General features: G+C 56.6%; 22 protein-coding genes. 11 read left to right on the forward strand and 11 right to left on the reverse strand.

Annotated features, from left to right (window positions below):
• Positions 1-110: 110 nt before the first annotated feature.
• The 3 genes from AC56DV_RS04640 to AC56DV_RS04650 all read right to left on the reverse strand — a co-directional run bounded on the left by AC56DV_RS04640 (position 111) and on the right by AC56DV_RS04650 (position 4,923).
• The gene (locus AC56DV_RS04640) at positions 111-944 is read right to left on the reverse strand and encodes a hypothetical protein (RefSeq protein ID WP_496313136.1); all 834 of its coding nucleotides are present in this window, start codon (positions 942-944) and stop codon (positions 111-113) included.
• Positions 945-1,189: 245 nt separating this feature from the next.
• A complete protein-coding gene (locus AC56DV_RS04645) occupies positions 1,190-4,135 on the reverse strand; it encodes a hypothetical protein (protein WP_496313137.1) in 2,946 nt (981 codons plus the stop codon).
• Between the two features lie 86 nt (positions 4,136-4,221).
• On the reverse strand, positions 4,222-4,923 hold the full coding sequence (locus AC56DV_RS04650) for a tyrosine-type recombinase/integrase (protein WP_496313138.1): 702 nt from the start codon (positions 4,921-4,923) through the stop codon (positions 4,222-4,224).
• A gap of 262 nt (positions 4,924-5,185) precedes the next feature.
• Between AC56DV_RS04650 and AC56DV_RS04655 the strand changes: the two genes are divergently transcribed.
• The 7 genes from AC56DV_RS04655 (at position 5,186) to AC56DV_RS04685 (ending at position 9,239) form a co-directional block, all read left to right on the forward strand.
• On the forward strand, positions 5,186-5,632 hold the full coding sequence (locus AC56DV_RS04655) for a PRTRC system protein E (protein ID WP_496313139.1): 447 nt from the start codon (positions 5,186-5,188) through the stop codon (positions 5,630-5,632).
• Between the two features lie 12 nt (positions 5,633-5,644).
• Positions 5,645-5,860 (forward strand): PRTRC system protein C, encoded by a 216-nt coding sequence (locus AC56DV_RS04660; RefSeq protein WP_496313140.1) that lies wholly within the window; start codon positions 5,645-5,647, stop codon positions 5,858-5,860.
• The gene (locus tag AC56DV_RS04665) at positions 5,857-6,075 is read left to right on the forward strand and encodes a hypothetical protein (protein WP_496313141.1); all 219 of its coding nucleotides are present in this window, start codon (positions 5,857-5,859) and stop codon (positions 6,073-6,075) included. The genes AC56DV_RS04660 and AC56DV_RS04665 overlap by 4 nt, the downstream gene beginning before the upstream one ends.
• Positions 6,054-7,082 carry a PRTRC system protein F gene (locus AC56DV_RS04670; protein ID WP_496313142.1) on the forward strand — a complete coding sequence of 343 codons (1,029 nt, stop codon included), beginning with the start codon at positions 6,054-6,056 and terminating at the stop codon, positions 7,080-7,082. The genes AC56DV_RS04665 and AC56DV_RS04670 overlap by 22 nt, the downstream gene beginning before the upstream one ends.
• A gap of 192 nt (positions 7,083-7,274) precedes the next feature.
• Positions 7,275-7,841 carry a PRTRC system protein B gene (locus AC56DV_RS04675; RefSeq protein WP_496313143.1) on the forward strand — a complete coding sequence of 189 codons (567 nt, stop codon included), beginning with the start codon at positions 7,275-7,277 and terminating at the stop codon, positions 7,839-7,841.
• A complete protein-coding gene (locus AC56DV_RS04680; protein ID WP_496313144.1) occupies positions 7,834-8,472 on the forward strand; it encodes a PRTRC system protein A in 639 nt (212 codons plus the stop codon). Before AC56DV_RS04675 ends, AC56DV_RS04680 begins: the two co-directional genes overlap by 8 nt.
• Positions 8,469-9,239: a PRTRC system ThiF family protein gene (locus AC56DV_RS04685; protein ID WP_496313145.1), complete on the forward strand. Its 771-nt coding sequence runs from the start codon at positions 8,469-8,471 to the stop codon at positions 9,237-9,239. Before AC56DV_RS04680 ends, AC56DV_RS04685 begins: the two co-directional genes overlap by 4 nt.
• A 94-nt stretch (positions 9,240-9,333) precedes the next feature.
• Here AC56DV_RS04685 and AC56DV_RS04690 read toward each other — a convergent pair whose 3' ends face one another.
• The 4 genes from AC56DV_RS04690 to AC56DV_RS04705 all read right to left on the reverse strand — a co-directional run bounded on the left by AC56DV_RS04690 (position 9,334) and on the right by AC56DV_RS04705 (position 12,571).
• Complete coding sequence (locus AC56DV_RS04690; protein ID WP_496313146.1) at positions 9,334-11,013, reverse strand: P-loop ATPase, Sll1717 family; 1,680 nt, start codon at positions 11,011-11,013, stop codon at positions 9,334-9,336.
• Positions 11,014-11,204: 191 nt separating this feature from the next.
• On the reverse strand, positions 11,205-11,399 hold the full coding sequence (locus AC56DV_RS04695; RefSeq protein ID WP_496313147.1) for a hypothetical protein: 195 nt from the start codon (positions 11,397-11,399) through the stop codon (positions 11,205-11,207).
• 561 nt (positions 11,400-11,960) lie between these two features.
• Positions 11,961-12,311 (reverse strand): hypothetical protein, encoded by a 351-nt coding sequence (locus tag AC56DV_RS04700; protein WP_496313148.1) that lies wholly within the window; start codon positions 12,309-12,311, stop codon positions 11,961-11,963.
• A complete protein-coding gene (locus AC56DV_RS04705; protein ID WP_496313149.1) occupies positions 12,299-12,571 on the reverse strand; it encodes a hypothetical protein in 273 nt (90 codons plus the stop codon). Before AC56DV_RS04705 ends, AC56DV_RS04700 begins: the two co-directional genes overlap by 13 nt.
• Before the next feature lie 64 nt (positions 12,572-12,635).
• Here AC56DV_RS04705 and AC56DV_RS04710 point away from each other — a divergent pair, with 64 nt between their 5' ends.
• Positions 12,636-12,971, forward strand: coding sequence for a hypothetical protein (locus tag AC56DV_RS04710; protein WP_496313150.1), 336 nt, complete (start codon positions 12,636-12,638; stop codon positions 12,969-12,971).
• On the opposite strand, the gene AC56DV_RS04715 is transcribed toward AC56DV_RS04710, so the two are convergent.
• Positions 12,957-13,412 (reverse strand): hypothetical protein, encoded by a 456-nt coding sequence (locus tag AC56DV_RS04715; RefSeq protein WP_496313151.1) that lies wholly within the window; start codon positions 13,410-13,412, stop codon positions 12,957-12,959. The genes AC56DV_RS04710 and AC56DV_RS04715 overlap by 15 nt on opposite strands.
• Before the next feature lie 109 nt (positions 13,413-13,521).
• Positions 13,522-13,926, reverse strand: a complete 405-nt coding sequence (locus AC56DV_RS04720) for a hypothetical protein (protein ID WP_496313152.1) — start codon at positions 13,924-13,926, stop codon at positions 13,522-13,524.
• Positions 13,927-14,500: 574 nt separating this feature from the next.
• On the opposite strand from AC56DV_RS04720, the gene AC56DV_RS04725 reads away from it, so the two are divergent.
• Positions 14,501-14,815 carry a hypothetical protein gene (locus AC56DV_RS04725; protein WP_496313153.1) on the forward strand — a complete coding sequence of 105 codons (315 nt, stop codon included), beginning with the start codon at positions 14,501-14,503 and terminating at the stop codon, positions 14,813-14,815.
• A 67-nt stretch (positions 14,816-14,882) separates the two neighbouring features.
• Here the strand turns inward: AC56DV_RS04725 and AC56DV_RS04730 are convergent, their stop codons facing one another.
• Together AC56DV_RS04730 and AC56DV_RS04735 are read right to left on the reverse strand one after the other, a co-directional pair.
• Positions 14,883-15,485, reverse strand: coding sequence for a restriction endonuclease (locus AC56DV_RS04730; protein ID WP_496313154.1), 603 nt, complete (start codon positions 15,483-15,485; stop codon positions 14,883-14,885).
• A gap of 73 nt (positions 15,486-15,558) precedes the next feature.
• On the reverse strand, positions 15,559-16,611 hold the full coding sequence (locus tag AC56DV_RS04735; RefSeq protein WP_496313155.1) for an integrase domain-containing protein: 1,053 nt from the start codon (positions 16,609-16,611) through the stop codon (positions 15,559-15,561).
• A gap of 1,184 nt (positions 16,612-17,795) precedes the next feature.
• On the opposite strand from AC56DV_RS04735, the gene AC56DV_RS04740 reads away from it, so the two are divergent.
• Both AC56DV_RS04740 and AC56DV_RS04745 read left to right on the forward strand, forming a co-directional pair.
• Positions 17,796-18,362 (forward strand): ParM/StbA family protein, encoded by a 567-nt coding sequence (locus tag AC56DV_RS04740; protein ID WP_496313156.1) that lies wholly within the window; start codon positions 17,796-17,798, stop codon positions 18,360-18,362.
• 457 nt (positions 18,363-18,819) lie between these two features.
• Complete coding sequence (locus AC56DV_RS04745; protein WP_496313157.1) at positions 18,820-19,524, forward strand: hypothetical protein; 705 nt, start codon at positions 18,820-18,822, stop codon at positions 19,522-19,524.
• Positions 19,525-19,873: the final 349 nt, after the last annotated feature.

Consider the following 19,873-nt stretch of genomic DNA (forward strand, 5'->3'; position numbering starts at 1 on the left):
GGCGTACTCAAGGTCGGAAAAGCTTCGTTGCATGATCGGATGGGCAGCAGTAGGCGGTGTCACATTGTCTCAGGTTCAGATCACGGCAGGCACAACCGTTGAGGAATAATTCAGCGTTTCCCTAGTGCGAATTTTTTCTTGTGGCCCGAAAGCTGTAAATCTTTCCATCCTGCGTGGAATCTACCGAATATTAGATTTCTTGGCTCCAATCCCCATTTAACGCGTAAGTACGTCTCGCGATCCCCTTTTAATTGGGTGCCGCTTAAAGGGTCGATGAAATCCTCAGGTGCACGCCCTTGCTCAGGGTGAAACAACTTGACAAGACATGTTTTTGGGTTATTTGGATCGACGGCAACATCATTGACAAACAAATGAAACGGTTCGGATTCGCTCAAACCGCCCGCATGCAGCAGAATCGTAACCATGGCATTGCGAATATTCACATGATCATACCACGGTAGCGATTTTTCTTTTTCTGAAATTGAAAATCCGGTCGCTATGAGATTTAAAAAACGGTTATCGGGGAAAGAACTCGGGGGCGAATCATAGATTAACGGCACGGATTTTCGTAGTACGCTGACTGTTCGCATCTGGCTAGCGTGAGCCGCGTGGTCTTCGCGGTCCATCGTATGCCGAAGCAGTGCTTTAGCTTTTCTCTTTTCAAAACGTCGCCAATAAGCGATCTGTTCAGCCACCGATGCATTACGCCAAGGATTCAAAGCCTTCATCGCGTAGCGATTAGATAACCAGTCTGAAAATTCTGTAACAGCCGTTAAAATCACTGTTGAGCGTGAAATTGACTCGGGAATCCAATACAACTTTGCTGGGTCATTCCCCAAACCATCAATCGTGCCCCCTACTAATGCGTCAGCGAAACAAGCAAGAACTTCTGGCCTGTTAGGCATACTAATGAACACAGATTCTTGTGCTCGCAAGTAGTCCACAAATAGGCCAACCGCTCTAGTTACCTCTCTTTGCCAAGCAAGTGAGCGTGTACGGCCGTATTCTAGGATGTACTCGACGAGCGGCACCATCGGCGCGGGATTCGTGCCAATTGGATCGAGAACGTAAAGCACAGGGATACGAACATCAACCCTACCTGCTCGACGTACTCACGTTAGTAACACCATGTGAAATCTTGGCACCTCTCGACGCATCATCACTTGGCTCCAATGCTTGCTTGGAAAAATTAGTCGTACACGTGCTTGTCGGTTGCCGTAGAGGCACAGAAAATTGGTTCATGGGATACATCATCTGTTAAGTAACCATATCGCTCAACAAGTAGCTTTTTAAGCGCTACGAAGTCAGGAGTTCGGCTCTTCGAATGTAGATCCCATGTGGAACACACCGTGGTTAGTTGCACGTTTAATTGCATATCTAATGGGAGGCTCAGCAAGTCTTGCATGGTCAGAAGCGAGTCATCCTTACTTTCTACTCTCTGAAACGCGGCGACGATTGCTTTCCGATCTTTAACAGAACCGGGGTTGTAATCACTACTGACCGGCGCGCGTTTATTTAATGCAACGTTTGCGAGCAGCAATAAAATATGCCAATCAAGGTATCCCTTCTCCCGTAAAGCAGCAACGTGCGTTTGAAACTCCTGTTGGGAATTGAGATGCGTGATCGAATGACGCACGATAGCGATAGCTTTGGTGTAGCGATTACTTACGCGTTCTAGTGAACCCTCGATAGTATAGCCAGGGCCAGGCCCGGTTCTCCACGCCAGCGCCATTGCCTCATGCGAGCAAATGGAATCTGGCGTGCTCGGGCGTGGGATAGATTGTTTTACTTTTTCGGAATCACTCTGCATGAACTCGTTGAGTAGTTCATAATAAGGACGTACAACGAAAGTCTTGGTTTGAAGCCCGCCTTTAAATAAATCGTCGAATATGGACTGACATTGCTCACTTGGAAGCAAGCTACAGTTCGTTAGAATCATTGTGGCGAAAGCCAGTGTCCAATAGTCGAGATCGCTGTTAGAGCTGTTCAGTGGTACGTAAAGCTTCCAGTTAGATCCTTCGTTACCGCCAACTTCTTTAAGGTCAAATTTGCTAGATGCGAAGCAGGTTGCTTCGATCTTAACCGTTGTGGGCAACAAGGCTAAGTCTTTGTCTGCCAAATCTACGGTGACAATTTGAAGGCAGCACACAAAGCTTTCGACAGCGGAAATAATTTCAGGCGAGTTTACACAACTTATATGCCAGTGAATCCCCAAGGCGCGCCAAGAGTACGTTCTATTTTGGTCGACATCAGAAAATGGGATTCCATCCAGTTCGTCATCAATTCTCTTCCATAGCTGATCAGGCTCCATGGAGCTAATCCAAAGCGCGCCTTCGTTGTGCTTGTCCAATATGAGGCTATTAAGATCGTCTGGAAGAGGCCAGTCCGCCAGCGTTTTTTCGAAGTGCGTGTCTATTTCTTGGTTCCCAATTTTTTTATTGCTCTGATAAATTATCATTGAATGAACAATGATAGACCTAAAATGCTTATGTTTGTCATAGTCTTCTGGATCTGAATTAAATTGATAGTGCGCATTGCATACAAGGGGTAAAAGATTTATGCAAGTCATCCACTCCCCACCCTGATAGCAAGCATTGAATAGGTGGATTAAAGCGTCCGGGAAGTAACGCATCAGTTTGTCGTCGTTGTCCTTATGGACGAGGTATGCGGCCGCTAAAGCATAGTATTTTGCCGCCCAGACTAGATTGATATCACCGTAGAGGCGGGATAACATCAATAGAGATAGAATAGTTCCTTTTAGGGTTTCCTTAGCAAACCATTTTATCTTTGCGTTATGGAATTCGTGTATGGCGCGAATTGGGCGAGATTGTTCCAAAAACGCCATTGCGCGATCACGGCATTTTTCTGCAGCAAGAAAACCCTGTGAACGGGTGCTAAGTAGGTCGTCTAATTTATCAGTAAGAGATGAGTATCTAGGATCGTCACCGATAACCGGAGCCAAGATGGTCAGAAGATCCGAGAATTGTTCAAGCGGGAACAACGGGGCATTCTTTACTTCCGATAAAAGACGATTCCACCACTTGAATGGTTCATCCCAGTCAATGCTTGGTTCAACTCCTTTTTGAAAATGCAAGGTTGCGGCATACGATCTGTGTGAAAGTAAGTCACATTTACTATTCGGTGCCGTATTTTTCTTTAAAAGGGCTTCGATTCGGGAGGTAAGTAAAACTGTCCACTCGTGAATCTTTTGGGAACTAAAGTTAAACTGATGATGTAACAATCCAGCCGAGCAATAGCCCAGTAAGATGGATGCATCTTCAATTTGATCTTCTTCTAATTGTGAAATATCGGAAAAATACGATTCAACCAATGCTGTATACCGGTCGAGATTTCCAAGCCCACGTAACGCGGCGACGCAAATTTCATAGGTGCAACGGTGCAACAATTTTTTTGACGAAGTCGGTGGATACGATTGTAGTACATTAATCCATTCGATAAGGTCAACCTTTTTTATATCCGAAAATGTGGCTTTGCGAATCCCGCTTTTGATCTCAACAAAGTCTGAGAAGGTTTGCGGTATTCTACGTTCCTTGATCCATTTTCCGTAAAGCTCATCGTATTTTTCGTACCCATCAGTCTGCACTCGGGGATACATTTCTGACGGGATGTTGAGATAGCTTTGAGCAATCCAGAAGAGCTCAAATCTGGTCAACTGGTCAGCTATCGCTGAAAGGTCAAGAATCTCTAACGCAACTGAAAAGGTATCGAGACACCAAGCTTGATGTTTGTGACGTGCCGCAACCGGTATATCTTGGTTTGAAAAGAAGAATATTAAATCAGGTTTGTTGGTCCCGCAAATCTTCCGGACATCACTTTCAATTTTTGGTTTTACACGTTTTTCAAGTGAACAGGCAATAACCGCTTTTCGCCCGTCGGCGAAGGCCCACGCCGAGCCTACTGGCGGAACAAAATTTACTGCAGATTGAAAAGTTTCAGAATCGCGGCCTTGATCGCCCCCGCTGCCCACTGGACCAGTTGCAGGTAGAAAATTTGGGGAAATGGCAAGACGTGCATATTGGTAGCACATGTCTTCAAAATCATGATGCTTGTTCTTCGCATTGAGGCTGGACAGCTGATATCGAATGAAATCGGAAATTGTCGTTGTGTTCAGCATTAAGGCCTCTTCGTTCTGCAAACTGTCACAACAATGCGGCCGAGTGTTGGGGAAGGTGTGCAGTGGCGGTGGTTGTAAACTTTGTATCAGTGAGTATATGGCAAATATGAGCTAGCAAGTTGTTCCTGTGGGGCCCACTCGCGGGGGCGATGAGGCCTTGATGTGATATTTGTGATGCTTGCGAGTAGCTCAGCATGCCCCAACATCAACTGTACTGTACCCAGCTCGACGCCATTGGCCAAGAGCCGTGACGCCATCGTGCGCCGACCGCTGTGCGAACTGCCACCCTTGATCCCTGCATCTCGGTACAACTTCGTGACATGGGCTTGCAGGGCATCGCAAGCAGCGTAATCGACCTGCTCGCCGGCATGATTGATTCGGCGCTTGGTGTTCATGGAGTAGCGATAGCCCTTGAAGGTGAGCACCAGCGTGCTATCTGGCCGCAGGCCACGATACCGCAGCGGATCATCGCTCATACGCCAGCGCCGTGCGGCGCGCACCGCAAGGTAGTCGTCAATCGCTTCAACCTGGTCGCGGTTTGTTGGATAGATGCAGCGCTGGCGCAGGCCCTTCGTGATGACCGCCCGCAGAGACACCTCGGGCCGAATCGCCCCGGACGGGAATAGCACATCGCTGACCTCGATCTGCGCGATTTCTGATACGTGCATCCCAGTATGGATGCTGAGCAGCAGTACCAGAATATCGCGCTCTGGATCGCGGCTGGTGGATCTGGTGACGCGAAGAAGGTGCCGGTACTGGCCCGGCTTCAAGACTGCGGCTTGCGGCATGGTGGTCCTCTGAATGGGGTGGAAAAACCGCTTTATTCAGAGTGAGAACCGTTCAGGCTCTTTTTCGAGTGTAGCACCGCATGAATCCTCGCGTCCTCGGAAAAGTATCGACTGACCGAAGGCATCTTGTACACCGGCCATACCCTCGTAATTTTCAAGGCCAGGGAGGGTTCAGAGTGCTCGGATCGGCCGAGGTGCAGCCACTAGACCTGATCAACTTCCAACCTACCATGGTTTCACCCCTAATCGAAGGAGACACACCATGGGAATGTTCACCGAGTTGTACCCGCTGGCTGTCAATACCCGGTTCGCGATGCTGGTCACCGCCGACGCCGAACATGGCGTGATGACCGTATCGGTCATGCCACGCCCGAAGCAGGAATCCAAGGCCGCAGTGGCAAGAGACCTCACCTTGACCGCCACGCCCGAGGAGTTCGACACCGGTTTCGCCGCCGCCTTGGCGGGCTATCGCGCCAAGCTGGTGCCGCTGCTGGAGCAGGCCGAAGCGGCCAACCACGCGCTCGACGCCGCGCGGACCGCGAACCAGAAACAGTCCGCGACACCACCCAAACCAAGCGTGCAGGCCAAAGCGAGCAACGCGAATCCGCCACCACGCCGCGTCGCGATTGAAGAAGGTGACGACGAAGAAAATCCAAACGAAGACCCCAATACGGACTGGATGAAGAACCGCCAGCCGCAATTGTTTTGAAAGGGAGGCATCATGGCAATCACCATCGAGGAAACCCCGCGCCGCTACCGCTACAACGGCATCGAACTGCCCGCGCCACCGGGTATGGCCCCGCGCGACGTGCGCGACCTGCACAGCGCGATCTATCCAGAACTCATCAGCGCCGAGATCGTCATGGCCGACGAACTGGTGGGCGGCGTACAGGAGATCACCTTCCGTCGCAATGTCGGTACCAAGGGGCGGCGATGAACTGGCGCGAATTCACGGCCCTGACAGAAGCAATGGCGGCAGGACGCGCAGCCGGCAACGCCGCCGCCATCAACCGCGCGCTGGGCAAGCACGCCCTGGGGCACACGGCGGCGTGCTGGCTGCGCTTCGCCAGCACGTGCAGCGACAGCCCGCCCAGTCTCACCGCCATTCCTCGCGCCGCCGCACCTTCGCCATGGCTGCCGCCCACGCCTTAGCCGCATCCAGCCAGCCGGTGCTGGCCGACGGCATCCCGGCCGTAATCATGCCTGCCGCAGGACAGCGGGTGGCCGGCATCGTCGCCCGCTACCTCGTGCGGGGCGGCGCGGTGACGCGGGGCACCTTCCCGCAGGCCAGCAGCGATCCGCTCATGGCCTGCGCCGCCGTCCTGTCGGCGTGGCTGCACAGGCATATCGGCAAGACGGAATGCCTGTCTCCTGTGTTCTCCCTTGAGCCGGTTGACACGTGCAAGGTAGACGAGATCGAAGGAGCGCAAGCCGTGCAAGCGCCATCGGACGCCGAGGCGGTGCGCGGTATCCATATCCATTGGACAGAAGGTTCGGTCCACCGGTGGACGGTTGGCCCCAGCCTCAACCGGCTGGAGGCCGCCGTATCCGGCCTGGGCGCTACTGTGTTGCGCATTCTGGAGGACAAAAGCTGGAAAGCCTACCCGATCTTTACGCCGTCGGTTCTGCTGGACGAAGCGTGCAACCTGTACTGGTTGGGCGAGCCTGACGAAACCGAGTTTCTGGACGAGAACTGCGAAGGCGATCCGGAAGCGCGGGAAGCGATGCGGGCCGACATGGTGACGCGCGCGCAGATCGAGGCATCGTTTCCCGCATGGGCGTTGACGCGCACTGCGGGGCTCTCGCAACGACGCCTGCTCGCGCTCTCCAAAATCCATGGTGACGTCTTTGTACGCCGGACGACGAAACTTGCGCTTGCGCTGGCACGCACGCCGGTGTCGAGCGATTTCACGGTCCGGCGCGACGGGCTATTCACCGGCTTTGGCGCGGTACTGTGCTGGGCGAATAAGGACATCGCGGTGCGGGTATCCGACGACTACGCGCACTATGCGTGGCAGGGCGATTCATTTGACGAGATCGGGGAAGTGGTCTTCCCCGCCGACCAGCCCTCCGCCCTCCGCAACTGGATGCGCGCCATGCAGCCGCAACTGCGCGCCATCGGCCTGATCGACCGCTTGCTTGCCCACCTGTCCGAGTGATACTGGTGACACAGGAGGACACCACCATGCCAGCACGATTCCGCATCGAAGCACCCCGCGCCGCCAGCCTCGTGCTGGCGGAAGCGGTCTTGGTCTACCGCGAAGCGCAACACAACGCCACCCATGCCTACGCCAGCATCCACCGGGTCGAGATCAGCGAGGGCCGCCCGCTCATCCTGAGCCGGAAAACCCATGTCGCCGCGCGCGGCAAGGCGGCTGGCGCGCGAACTGGCGCAACAAGCGCCCGCCCGCGCATCCTTTCTCGACGGGCGCACGCTGTACGCAGGCGACACGCTGCGCGTGTGGTGGGTACCCGCCGGGTTGTGCCATATCGCCTTCCGCTGCGCCGAACTCGGCGAACGGGGCGAAACCGTGCCGCATCCAGCGCTGGTGTTCGCCGTCAGCGCCAAGGGCTGGTGGGTGTGGGCCTGCAAGGACAACCTCCGTCCCACGCCGGAGACGCCGCTTTGCCGGGCGCCCTACTTCAACGTCAGCGACCTTGGCTCGATCTGCCAAGGCAGCACCATCGTGCCTACGGGGGACGCCAGCAGCCGAATCGACGCGTGGACCGAGGCCTTCTTCGGTTCCTTCTTCTCCCATCCCAACGGGACCCGCCTAGTGAAGTACCAGCACGGAGCGTATGCCTTCTGGAAGAGCATGCTGGACGCGCCGCCCGCACGTTTTCCGGTGCGCGCCTTGATGCCGATGGAACAGACGCTGGCCGACATGATTGCGCATGTCGGAGGCGAGCATGACTGATCCACGCGATGCGGCGCTGCTTGCCGCCCTGCCCATCGTCGCCGCGCCGCGCTACAGCGAACTGCCGCCCGTGGCGACCGGTCTGCGGCTGGTGGTGGCGGCCAACGGCGTGTTCGCGCAGGTGCGCCTGCCGTGGCTGGACTGCCTGGAACGCTGCGGCGGAATCGGCACCGGGCTACCCCTCCCCTACGGCACGCTCGCGCCTTGGCTGCGCCTGTCGTTCGGCGTGATTCCGGCCGACCTGTTGCGCCAGTTCGCGGCACAGGCGCGGCGCGCCGCCCCGCTCGAGACCGCCGCCGCGATCATCCATTGCGAACGCACCGGCGCATTGCGGCTGGCCGCGTGCGAGACGGTGGAGGCGGACCGGGATCACCTCGTCTACCGCCCGCCCATTCTCGCCGCCACCGAGCAGGTGGTGGTCGATCTGCACTCCCATGGCGATGCCCCGGCATTCTTCTCGGCGCTGGACGACGCGGACGACCGGGCCATCAAGCTGTGCGGCGTCTTCGGACGCGTGCGCAGCCGCCACCCGGAGGCGCGCTTTCGCCTCGCGATCAACGGCCTGTTCATCGACCTGCGCGACCAATGGGACAGCGTCGTCGGGCTGGCGAAACTGGAAGGAGAAGCATGATGGAAACCCTGCCACATCGTATTCCAAGTGAACTGCTGACGCGGTGCGTGACGATTCACCTGGCCGGAGTGGGCGGCAACGGCGCGCAGATGGCGGGCTGCCTCGCTCGGCTTGATATCGCCATGCGCGCGCTGGGCCACCCAAGCGGGCTGCACGTGCACGCCTTCGATCCCGATACCGTGAGCGAACCGAACGTGGGCCGCCAACTCTACAGCCGCGCCGACGTCGGCGCGCACAAGGCGGTGGTGACCATCACGCGGCTGAACCAGTTCTACGGGCTGGATTGGGACGCGAGCGTGCATGCCATCGAGGCCGCTTGGCGGGGTGAACACAGCTATACCAAGCGCGAGGCCGATATTCTGATCAGTTGCGTGGACACGCGCGCCGCCCGGCGAAAGATGCACACCTACCTGTTCGGTGGCGAGCGTTACCTGTACTGGCTGGACTTGGGCAACCGTCAGCACGACGCGCAGGTGGTACTGGGACAGCCACCGAGCCACGCCTTACCGCTGGATGCGCCCGGCCGATTGCGCTGCGTCACCGAGCGCTACCCGGAACTGCTGGACGACACATTGCCCGAGGACGACACGCCGTCCTGCTCGGTGCGCATGTCGCTGGCATCACAGGGGCTGTTCATCAACGACGTCGCGGCGCGCTATGCGGCACAATCGCTGTACGAACTGTTTTCTACGGGCGGGCTCGACGCACAGGGTGTTGTTTGCGACCTAAGAACAAAGCGATCGGTGCCGATTCGGATCCAAGAATGAGGGGCCGCACCCCATTGCGGACATTGGAACATCTCGTCAACCGACCGCAAAGCTGACCGAAACCCATTGAGCGACATCTATTTCGCACAATTACTTATAAACCTTTTTTCCTTCTTTCATTATTTCCTTTGCGTTTACCATGAATTCTCCTAGGTGCCGCATTTCGAGCCTTTAGAGGAAAATTCGCAGGGATAGAAACCGACTTCTCCTTCCCGATGTCCAGAGCTTTAGCAATTCCCGAATTTAATATTAACTCACCTGTAGTTTTTACCTTAGGAGACAAATTGTTAATCGTACGCTCTCGGTACGCCCAATGATAAAAATCCTGATTATCCTTTCCAGCAGTCTCATGATACCCAACCACATTAACTTCGTATAAAAACTGCAACAAGGATTCAGAGTCCCGTATATAGTCTTTATTTTTAACCTCTTCACCAGCAATCCATTTTGAAAAATTCTGAAATGCGTTTTCAAATTCCGCCATTGAAAATTTACTCTTACCATCCAAATACTGGAATATTTTCAAGTAAATAGAAAAATCTGCGCTAGTCATGTAAAACGAAGCATAGTTTTTCACTTCACCAAGTAGATATTCAGAGTACTCTTTCGTAAATTTTGCCGCGGAAATAATATTGGAATCAAAATTCGATTGATTTCCTTTTTTTGAGGCAGTTTGATGCGTTTTTGCTATTTTAATAAAGGTCAAAATATCTCTAGGCTTCTGGAACGTAGTTTTCAACAAGCGCTTAAATAAGCGAGAAGACTCAATTTCACCATTGAAATATTGCTGCCAAGCAGTTTTATCGTCAGTTAAAATCTTTTGTTGATTTGCGAAAAATCTACCTCCAACCTCAAACAATTGAGATTTTTCAAAGTCTCGCTCGGTCGTTGACCAGTCCAACAGTATGGAATTGTCATGTAATCTCGAATTTGAGTTATATAAATTCAATCTTTGAAATACATCGGGCCGGACCAATAAGACTATTTTTAGCCTTCCTTTTGAGTCTTTTATATTTCCAAAGAAGTCAGTGTTTAGCTGCCAAGCTGCTTCTGCCAAGCCTTTTATGCATTCTATGTAATCTGCATACTGGACTCCCTCTGGCCGAAAATCTATTCCATCAATAAATAGGGTATGGCTTTTTGATAATTTCAGATCCGCAATTGCGTCCTTTAATACGCCCTCTGTTTGGAGCAGATGATGCTTTATAGTTGCTACTTTTTCCGTTTCCTGATTTCTTTGGCTGGAACCGGCCTCACCAATTTTATCATTTTTAAGTTTCACCGTCAGCTCATCGCTAACCAGCACTTCGAAAGCACTTTCCACTTCGGGGTTCAGGGCATTTAAATTCCAATGCGAAATGGCCTTTTCTATCCTTGAAAATTTCCCGGTGAACGAGTGGTAAAAGCTTTTTGATTTAGAAATCACCATCTGACTAACTATAAGCAAAAGCATTGAACGCCAGATATTGGAAAAATCACTATATGATAGTTTTCCTTGCTTTTTTAACTCGATGAATCTTTTGTATTGAGTTTCAGTCATGGTAGTTAACTTACATCTACTATCATCAACTTCGTTATTCGCTAGAAAAACGGCATAAGCAGTTTTTCCGGTGCCTTTCTCTCCGATTAAATAGTATATCGACGGTTCCAAACATTTTTTAAGCTGAGCAGTTTGCAAGAAAATGCTTGAAAAGAACTGTTTGTCGCCCTTTGTTTTGTAATTAATTGCGTCATTGAAAGGTTCTTTTAACTTATCTATTGGAAGCCAAAGCATAATTTACCTGTGAAAATTTGTTATAGGTCTCAGAAAGTGTTGCGACCCGTGCCTCGCCTAACATATCAATTTATGGTCGCTTACCCAATTAAACTCATTTGTTACCCTAGCCTTCATATGCAACTTTCAAGGCCGTCACATCCGTTCACCTCAAGCTTCGCCTTATGAATGTCGAACAAGTTCTGAAACGGCTACTCAGGTGCCATGCCATTCAAAGCCTTGAGGGCACGTTGTTTGCCAAACAGCGCGTTTTCGACACTATGAAATCTCTTTCCATATTCATGGCGACGCCATAGGGACGTTCCCGGTTCGGCTTCCCGCTGAAATATTTCGTACTCCACCTGACCTTGTGCTAACAGCGTCTGCGAAGCGACTTCCCGACTCATAGGACCTCTTGCGAAATTGGCAATTTTTAAAAAAAAGATGTCCGCTTCTGGCTGCGGATTCAACCGGTCGATGCAACACTATAAACTGCTTAGGCAGGAGGAGTTTTGCCATGAAACGCAGGCCACGAATCTATTACACTGACGAGCAAAAGGCATTGATGTGGGAACGCTGGCGTCGGGGCGAATCTCTGCAGTGTAAACCTGAAGTTACATTCCTTGCAAGATGGAAATATGACTAGCGTAGTGCTCATTGCAATTCGATGAAAATCCCGCGACCTGATCGCCAGTGCACCCAAAAAGTGAGCGCAATCCACCAGCCGCTTCGCGATCAAACTCAGCACGCCTGGCTTCGACCCATCGGCCAAGCCCCCCAGCAACGAGGCGCGCAACAGCTCGGCGCGCTGTTACTATGCCAGCGACGGCCATATGATGATGTTGATAGTCCCATGCCCATCCTCCAGCGTGAGGAATACCACGCCCTTGTGCCGAGCATTGAAAATGGGACGGCCATACCGCGCCGCCCCCCTTCCAGTCAAGCCAGCCCCCATTTCACGACGAAATTTACAAGCTCCCCCTTTCTTTGCTTTCGTGGAGACGCGCGGGGAACAGCACCTCTTCATCAATGCGCGCGTTGGCATAGCCAGTCTGCCACATGGACGCGAGCGAACTGTCGCGGGCGAAGAGCTCAGGCATCGCCCTGGCTCCCTCCAAGTAGGCCACGTAGCCTTGGCGCAGCACGCGCTGGAACAACACACTCAGTTCGTCCGACCCGCAGCGCATATCCGCCTCCGGTCGCCAGTTGGCGCGCCATTGCTCCATGGCGATCCACTCGGGCAAACCGGGCACCGACTCGAACTCCTCATTTGACAACAGATGCGCCCACGCGGCGCTCCAGTCACTCATGTCTTCCATGCTTTCCCTCCCCCCTTCAGTTCGTCCAGTGCCACGCCGCCATTGCAGCGGCAAATGTCCCTGGCCGAACACAAGGAACCGTCTTTCAAGTTGCAGAAGCAGATGCAGGTGCGATTGGTGCGGATGAACGGCGTACCGTCCCGCGCACGCAGCCGCCTGCCCGGCCTCAACTCTTCCAGCCACGCCAGCAGCGGGGCGCATAGCGCATCGTATTGCGCGTCCGCGCCACCTGATGACGGATTCCAGTCCATGCGTTTCATGATGACCTCCTTCATCATATGATTGCCAGTTCGTGAAAAAACCATGCTCCCCGAGGAGCATTGGTTGAACGCGCCCCGCTCCATGCCTAATATGGTTGCAGCGAATCCGGCCGGCGCAAGCGCGCCTGCACCGTATTTCCATCAACAGCAAGCCAAGGCGAGAATCCCCATGCTGCGACTAGGAACCCACATCCGCTTGACCGCCCCCGAGATCGAGTACCTGATCTTCATCACGAACATCGATCCCGGCGGGATCCGCAGCCTTGCCGATCTGAAGCGCTACATCCGCAAGTGCAAGCGCCACTACTGGGGCACCTCCTGGGCGACCAAGAAGCTCCATCGCATGATCGATGAGGCCTACCAGGGATGCCTGGATGGCAGCATCCTAGCGGCCCTCTGAGCCACCTGCCTGCGCCTCGGGTGCGACCTTCGCCGGCTTCGGTTTACGCGCAGGACGCCTGCCAATCTCGGTCAGTCGAATCTGTGCCGGTTCGCCTTGACGCGCCATCATGGCAGCACCTGCGCCGGCACAGAATCGTCCACATCGCATCAGCATCACGAGCGGCCAGCCGAACAATCCAAACAGCGTGGCCCGGATGGCCTTGCCCACCGCGTGCGCCCTCGCCTGCCGTACCTTTGCACGCCGCAGCGACTGGCGGCAGCGCAGGTACAGGCCGGAATGCAGACGCCGGGCTTCGTCGTCCTGGTCCATGTGGGCGATCAGTTCAGCGGCGACCGTGGGGTCGCCCGCAGTGCGGTAGAACTCCGACCACAACCTTTCCTCTTCGCGGCCGATCCGGCGCACTTCCCGGGTGCCGCGTTCTTCCTTCTCTTGGTACATGGTGACCTCCGAAAAAAAAAATCGGGACACCATGCCCTCGCGGGACATCGATGCCCCGCCACTGCAAACTACCCATCATCGGCTGAACTTCAGCCACGCCGCCCTGCCCTTAGCCGTGCCAGGGACAGGGATTTCCGCTACCGTCCTGGCATTGCGGACAGTCAGCCATTTCTTGACGCTCGCGTTCAAAGTTGAATCCCCTACGCCAAGGGCGGAGCAAATATTGCTCTTCGCCCGCGAACATCAACGGGGGCTGGGAATCCCCGTTTTGGGCGTCCTCCCTGCCCTGCGCTTGCGCGCACGAGGCGATCTCGAAGAGCATCTGCTCGGCTTCCTCCGGATTCACGAGCGCGGTGATGCGCGCCTGGGCCAGCAGAACCCGGATACACAACCCACGGATGCTTTCCGTAGGCCGCCGGATGCGCAAATCCAAGTAGAACGGATCGGACTGCCGACCTCCCTCGTACCGCTCATCGAACAACATGCCGTCGAAGCCAGCAAAGACGTTGAACACAATGCACCTCCTTCTTGAAAGAAAAGGGGCGCGACTCCCCCAAGCGGGAACGACGCCCCCGCCATGCACGCCGAGTTAGCGCCAAAGGGTAAGCGCAAGAAAGCGCGCAGAAAAAAGGCCCATGATTCTTGCGAACCAGGGCCTCAACCAAGGAAACGAGCGATATCGATTCCAGAAAGCGCAGCATGGGAAAACTACGCAAACCTGCTTGAAATACTCAGGCCAGCCTCCGCAGGGAGCGGAGGAGCAGCCGGCGAGAACGCCAGCAATATGAAGACGGGTGACGACCGCAACGCCTTGGCGGAGCCAAGGTCCAGGAAACGAACCGCGATGGTGCGCGCCTGGAGCATTGTAGGAACGATTCCCACAGAAAGCCTCTTCATCATTACACCGGCGGCCCTTAAATTCAAGGCGAACTGCGTGCCGTGTGCACCGCAAAGCGCGAGGCAATCCGCATGCGGACTGGTGGCTGCGATATCAACACGCCGGCGACGCACGTCGCCCTCGCTTGCGGGTCCTTTCGCCGCCTCTATAATCCAGACTTCAATGAACCAACACGGAAACCCTGTCGATTATGAATCCCGAGGCAGAACAAGCGCTCCTCTACAGCTACAGCATCACGCCGATCTCCCCGTCGCCGGGCGACGGCTGGCGTCTTCGACTGTATGAATACCGCGGGACGGTGGAAGAGCGGCATTTCCCGGTCCGACCAAGAGGCTTGGCGGAGACTCTGACGTGGTGGCATGCATTGACCGATTGGGAACGAGCGGAGCAGATGACCCTGTTTGCGGGCGTCACGGAGGCCCATAGCGCCTATCTCGTTGACGTGGCATATGCCGAGGCGGAAACGGCGGCCTACGCTTGGCTGGACGCGCGCACCGGCATATAACGCCGGCCTGCACGCCACATTGCGGTGAGCCAGCAGACACGGCCACGCAGAGCGATGGCGCTTGACGCTATCGCTCAGGCCCCGCCCGCTTCGCCCGCAAGCGGAAATCGAGCACGCGTTCCCTCACCAGCCGGATCAACCGGTCCCCACTCAACAGGGCAATTCCGCCAGCGTCCATCTGCGGATACAGCGCGGCACCACTACGGCCAGTGTGCACGAACAGGCCACCATCGTAATGGTCGCACGCCAGCACTTGGCCGAAGGCGCAGACGTGCTCCAGGCACACGTGGTGCCGGTAGCGCTTGGACTGAACAGCATACCAACCACGCCCCGGCAACCAGACCGCCCCATCCACGCCGCCGTCGCCGCTGTAACGCTGGCTACGCAGCACCAGCAGGCCCGCATCCTCCAGCGCCGACATCACCACCTCCTCGAACACCAACGGATCAACGGCACGCAGGTAGGCCAGGCTGCGCGCGCTCACGCCCTGCTCTGTGAAGCTGCGCACGGCGCGCAGCACGCGCCGCGATTGGCGCACATTGCGCTGGTGGCCCGGCAGGCACGAGATCCTGCCGGCGTTGAGCCAGCGCGAGAGACAGCGGGTCGCCAACTTCGATAGCGCGGCACCCCAACGACGAAAACGCGCAGCCCAGGCGGCATCCCAGCCCACGGATCGCCGCGAAGCGCGACCGGCACCACGGTGGCGGCTTGGCCATTGTCCCGTTTGACTACCAGTCATCGACTCACGCTTCATCGCGCTGCCCTCCTTCCTTTCGGCCGAACGCACCAAGGTAGGCGGTGCTGATACGTGGCCGGTGATGCCCCAGTTGCTCGGCGACTTGTCGGTACGCCTCCAGGCGCACTTTCGGATCGAGCGCAGGATCGCCTCCCTGCACCGGGGAACGCACCTGCGCAATCTCGAAGTACAGGTCATTGGCGAATTCGTGGCGCAGCCCGTGCGCGGTGACGCCGAGCCCGTCGCGCGTCATGCCGACGGTGCGCACCACATTGGAAAACCGGTCCAGCGCCTGTTTGAGCGACAAGCCGGGATGCCCCACGTGATCAGTCGGCCGTGGCGCGATCCATCTTGCACGCTCCAGGGCATCGCGCTGCCCATCGCTACGCACGGCCGTGTAGCGCAAGCGGCCGCCCTTGGTGCCGCGCCGGATGCGCAGGAAGCTCACGAAGCGCGCGTCCAAGGCATATCCGCCGGGCAGTGCATAGGACGGCACCTCCGCCACGTGCGGCCAGAACATCACCGCCTCCTTGCGCCGCATGCCGAAGGCGATCATCAGGCGCAACTGGACGCCCACGTACTTGTCGATAGCCTCGACACGGGCAATCAAAGCGCCGGCATCCACGCCATTGCCGGCCCAGGTCAGGTCACGCTGGGCCGCCGCGTGCCGCGTGACCAACGCCGGATCATCCACATACCGGACGGCGGTGCGCACCAGCCCCGGCTTGCCAATCCACCCGGCGTACACGCGCAGGAAAGACAACTGCTGCTGGATGTACGCCGCGCTGCACGGCTGGACGCGCCCCTGCGGCCCTTCGCGCCGCTCGCCGCACCAGAACCGCACTAGCGCCGCGACGTGCCGGTCACCCAGGTTGTTCGGCGCGACGCCATAGCCCAGGTCACGCAGTTGCCCGAACATGCGGAACAATGCCTGGCTGCGTGCGGCGCGCGTGCCATGCGAAATAACTTTGTTGCGGAAGGCGTGCATCTCGTTATGCTGGCCAATAATCTCGGCCAGCCGCGCCTTCCAGTCCCTATCCCTACTCCGATTCTTACTCATGTGTGACTCCCTTCCGATGCCCAACCGCAGTTCACGGCGCCGCCACTGTCCGGCGGTCGCCCACACATGGCCCGAGCATAGACCTCACCGCGCTGGCCATGCGCGGCACGGTGCCGGAAGTGCTGCAACGTGGCGGGCTCCGGCAACCGGCGCCACGGCTAGATAACGGATTTGCTTGATGCGTGGTGTCTTAAAAATGAACATACGCGCGGACGGTGAATTTCGCCTGCCGTCGTGCGCTCCGCCTCTTGGGCGGACGGTGCCACGCTTTCGCGCGGCAAGGGCATCACGTGGCGGCATTCGCCGCCAGAACACATGCAAGCCTCCTCTCATGGTTTATCCGCAGCCCTACCACCAGGCTGCTTCATGATGCCGAACGTACCAGGCTGCTCGACGCCGCAAGGGCGACGGCACAGCCCGGCACCGCTTGCGCGGTGGCCGAACGGCGGAGGGGCGTATCAAAAATCGAAGGGGCGGCGCCGCCGCTCCCCTGCAGCCGGACTTGCCGGTGCGTTCACGCACGCCGCTTGGACGTGCCGCGCGAGACAAGGCATGAAGCCAGGTCCGCCTTCAGGGGCATGGCTGCCCGCGTTCTCAAGAAAGATCGGAGGAAAGAGCACAGGTGTCGCGGCCTCGTCGAGGGCGGCACTCGCGCAATCTGTGGGTGATAGCACAATAATGGTTTCGGCATCGCCGATCTGAAGACGGGTGACGACCGCAACGGGCTGTATCGCAGGCCAGCGCCGCATTGAGAGCACGATGCTCACGGAAGCGGGTCCGGACAGTGGAGGCAGAATAGGAGGGGAAACGCCGATTGTCAAGGAACGCGTAATGCGTGATTTTGCGATTGATGGGCAATTGATTTTGTAACCGGAAGATCGGGCCAATTTCCCCAATGACGCCAACGGGCAAGCTCAGGCCTCTGATTGTAGGCGCGGAATCGAGTTCGCATTGATGGCCCCGAGCGACACCTTCCCTACCACTAGAACCAGGGGCCGAAACCTGATCGGGAAGGATCAATCGCAGCCGCACCAGCCTGCGGCAGCCGGAGTACGGCTAAGGCAGTTCTCGAACAGGACTGCATCCGTCGCCAACGCGAAAATGCCTGCCCGAACGAGCCCATTTCGAGTGGACCAGTCCACGCCCGCGCAAGATACTGGGCATTCCAACCAAGGAGGGAGATCATGGAACCCATCGTGCGCGCGGTCGATGTCGGTCGCGGAAATACAAAATTCATCAGCGGAATCAAGAACGGCGAGATGCGGTGCGAGATGTTTCCATCCCAGGCCCATCCATCGGAAGCCGGAACCGAACCCGAAGCGTGGGGCACGCGCCGCAAGACGGTCGGCATCCCCACCGGCGGTCTGGTATACGAGGTCGGCCCCGACGTGCACCTGGCCGCCGACGTGTTCAATGCGAACGTGCTGCAGCACGACCGCTATTGCGACACACCGGAATACCTGGCGCTGCTGCTGGGCGCGCTCCACTACATGCAGCTGGACCGCATCGACCTGCTGGTGGTGGGCCTGCCGGTCGCCACCTACAAGCTCAAGGCGCTGGTGACGGCACTGGAGCGTCGGCTCACGGGCGAACATGAGCTGGGCAAAGGTAAGCGGGTGAAGATCATGCGCACGAAGGCGATCGCGCAGCCAGCTGGCGCCTTGATGCATTACGGCCTGATGCAAAGCAAAGTGGCGCAGCTACCTTGCGCAGCAGCCACCAGTGCAGGCCCACCACTTCTTCCTCGCTAAATTCCTCGACGGGCCCGTCGTCAAGCAGGTCCGGAGACGCGCATGCGCGCCCGGATAAATCGGCATCTTCGATCAGGGAACTATCTTCCACGATTGCCTCCGTAAAAAACGAACGGGACAATCGTCCGCATGGGAGCTTGTCCCATGGGGGGTGACAGGGGTTGGTTACCCTTCATTGATATGCTGGCTGTGCTGCCACGGCAAAACCGTGTTCGATGGGCTGCCAGCTACCATCGGAAAAATCGGCTAGGCGCGCGAGGCGCCGCTGCAAGCACTGTAGGCAGCGATGCGGCCGAAGTCAAATTCTGTGCACCGGATTTACGCGCGCACCTGCTTGCAGCGCGATGGCCCTGGAGGTAATGTGAAAACAGGGGCGATTTAGGCTGGGTTTCCCCTATGGCGAATCGTCACAGCGGGCTACGCTCGGGAGACACCGCATATTCTTGGGGGGGATCCGATGAACGCGCACACCGATACGCCGATACTGGTCAGCACGGGCCACAGCGCCACCAATCGCAAGCTGCTGGCGCGCCAGGCAGCGGCGAAAACGGACCGCATCGAGTCTGCCAGCAGAAAGGTGGGGATTACGCTCTCCAGTCCCGAGGGCAAGCGTCTCTACCTGCGCTGTTTCGAGGTCAGCCAGATCAACTTCCACTACATCACCGTGTTCGCCCGGATGAAGGTTGCCGATACCGAGGTGGAACGCATCGAGCGGGAAATGCGGACCATGCTCGATAGCCGGCTCACGCGCCTGAACCAGGCACTGGTCGACGCCGAAGACAAGTGCCATGCGCATGGCATAAGCCAACTGGCCACCTATGACGTCGAGCCCCTGGCGTTCGACGCGAAGATTTTCTCGATGCTTGATCGCCGTTTGCTGGAACTGATCGAAAAAGTGGACCAGCTCATGCCCATGCTGGAGACCCTGTGTATCGATGAAGTGATCACGCCCAGCCAGCTTCTCATTGAAAAGTCCAGGACCAAAAACGCCGTGCGTGGCGCGACAAAGGCAATCCGGTTTGTCCGAGCATCTTTGGAGCGAAAGGCGAATGCGCCATCCCTCCCCTCGGTAGCGGCCCCGCTCCCTGTATTGAACACCGCCGACATGGATACTTCAGCGAAGCGGCCAGCCAATACGGTGGACGACATTGCGAACCACTGAGCGACCGGGCACTATGCCTATGCAATTGCGGTACACGGACCTTTGACACGTGCTGAGACCTGAACTAAATTAACAAGGCAGTAGCTGGCCCTGCGGATGTTGGCGAGCCTTGAGAGTTCTGAAGCAAATTTTTACAGGCTGATTCGTTCTCAGCCTGGAAGCCTCAATATCATCGCGGGCGGCATCGGAATGACGCAACCTGCGTATCCTATTTTCCTATCGGGTTGGCATGGTGCGAGCCATGGCATGCTCATGCGCCCCCACCTCCCTGCCAAGGACTGACTACGTCAGTCGGCACAAATCCCATCAATTCGATCCGGCACGCGGCCACCCGGCCCCATGGATCAAC

This window comes from Massilia sp. BGA-UO-ETr-WB1 (assembly GCF_059567845.1).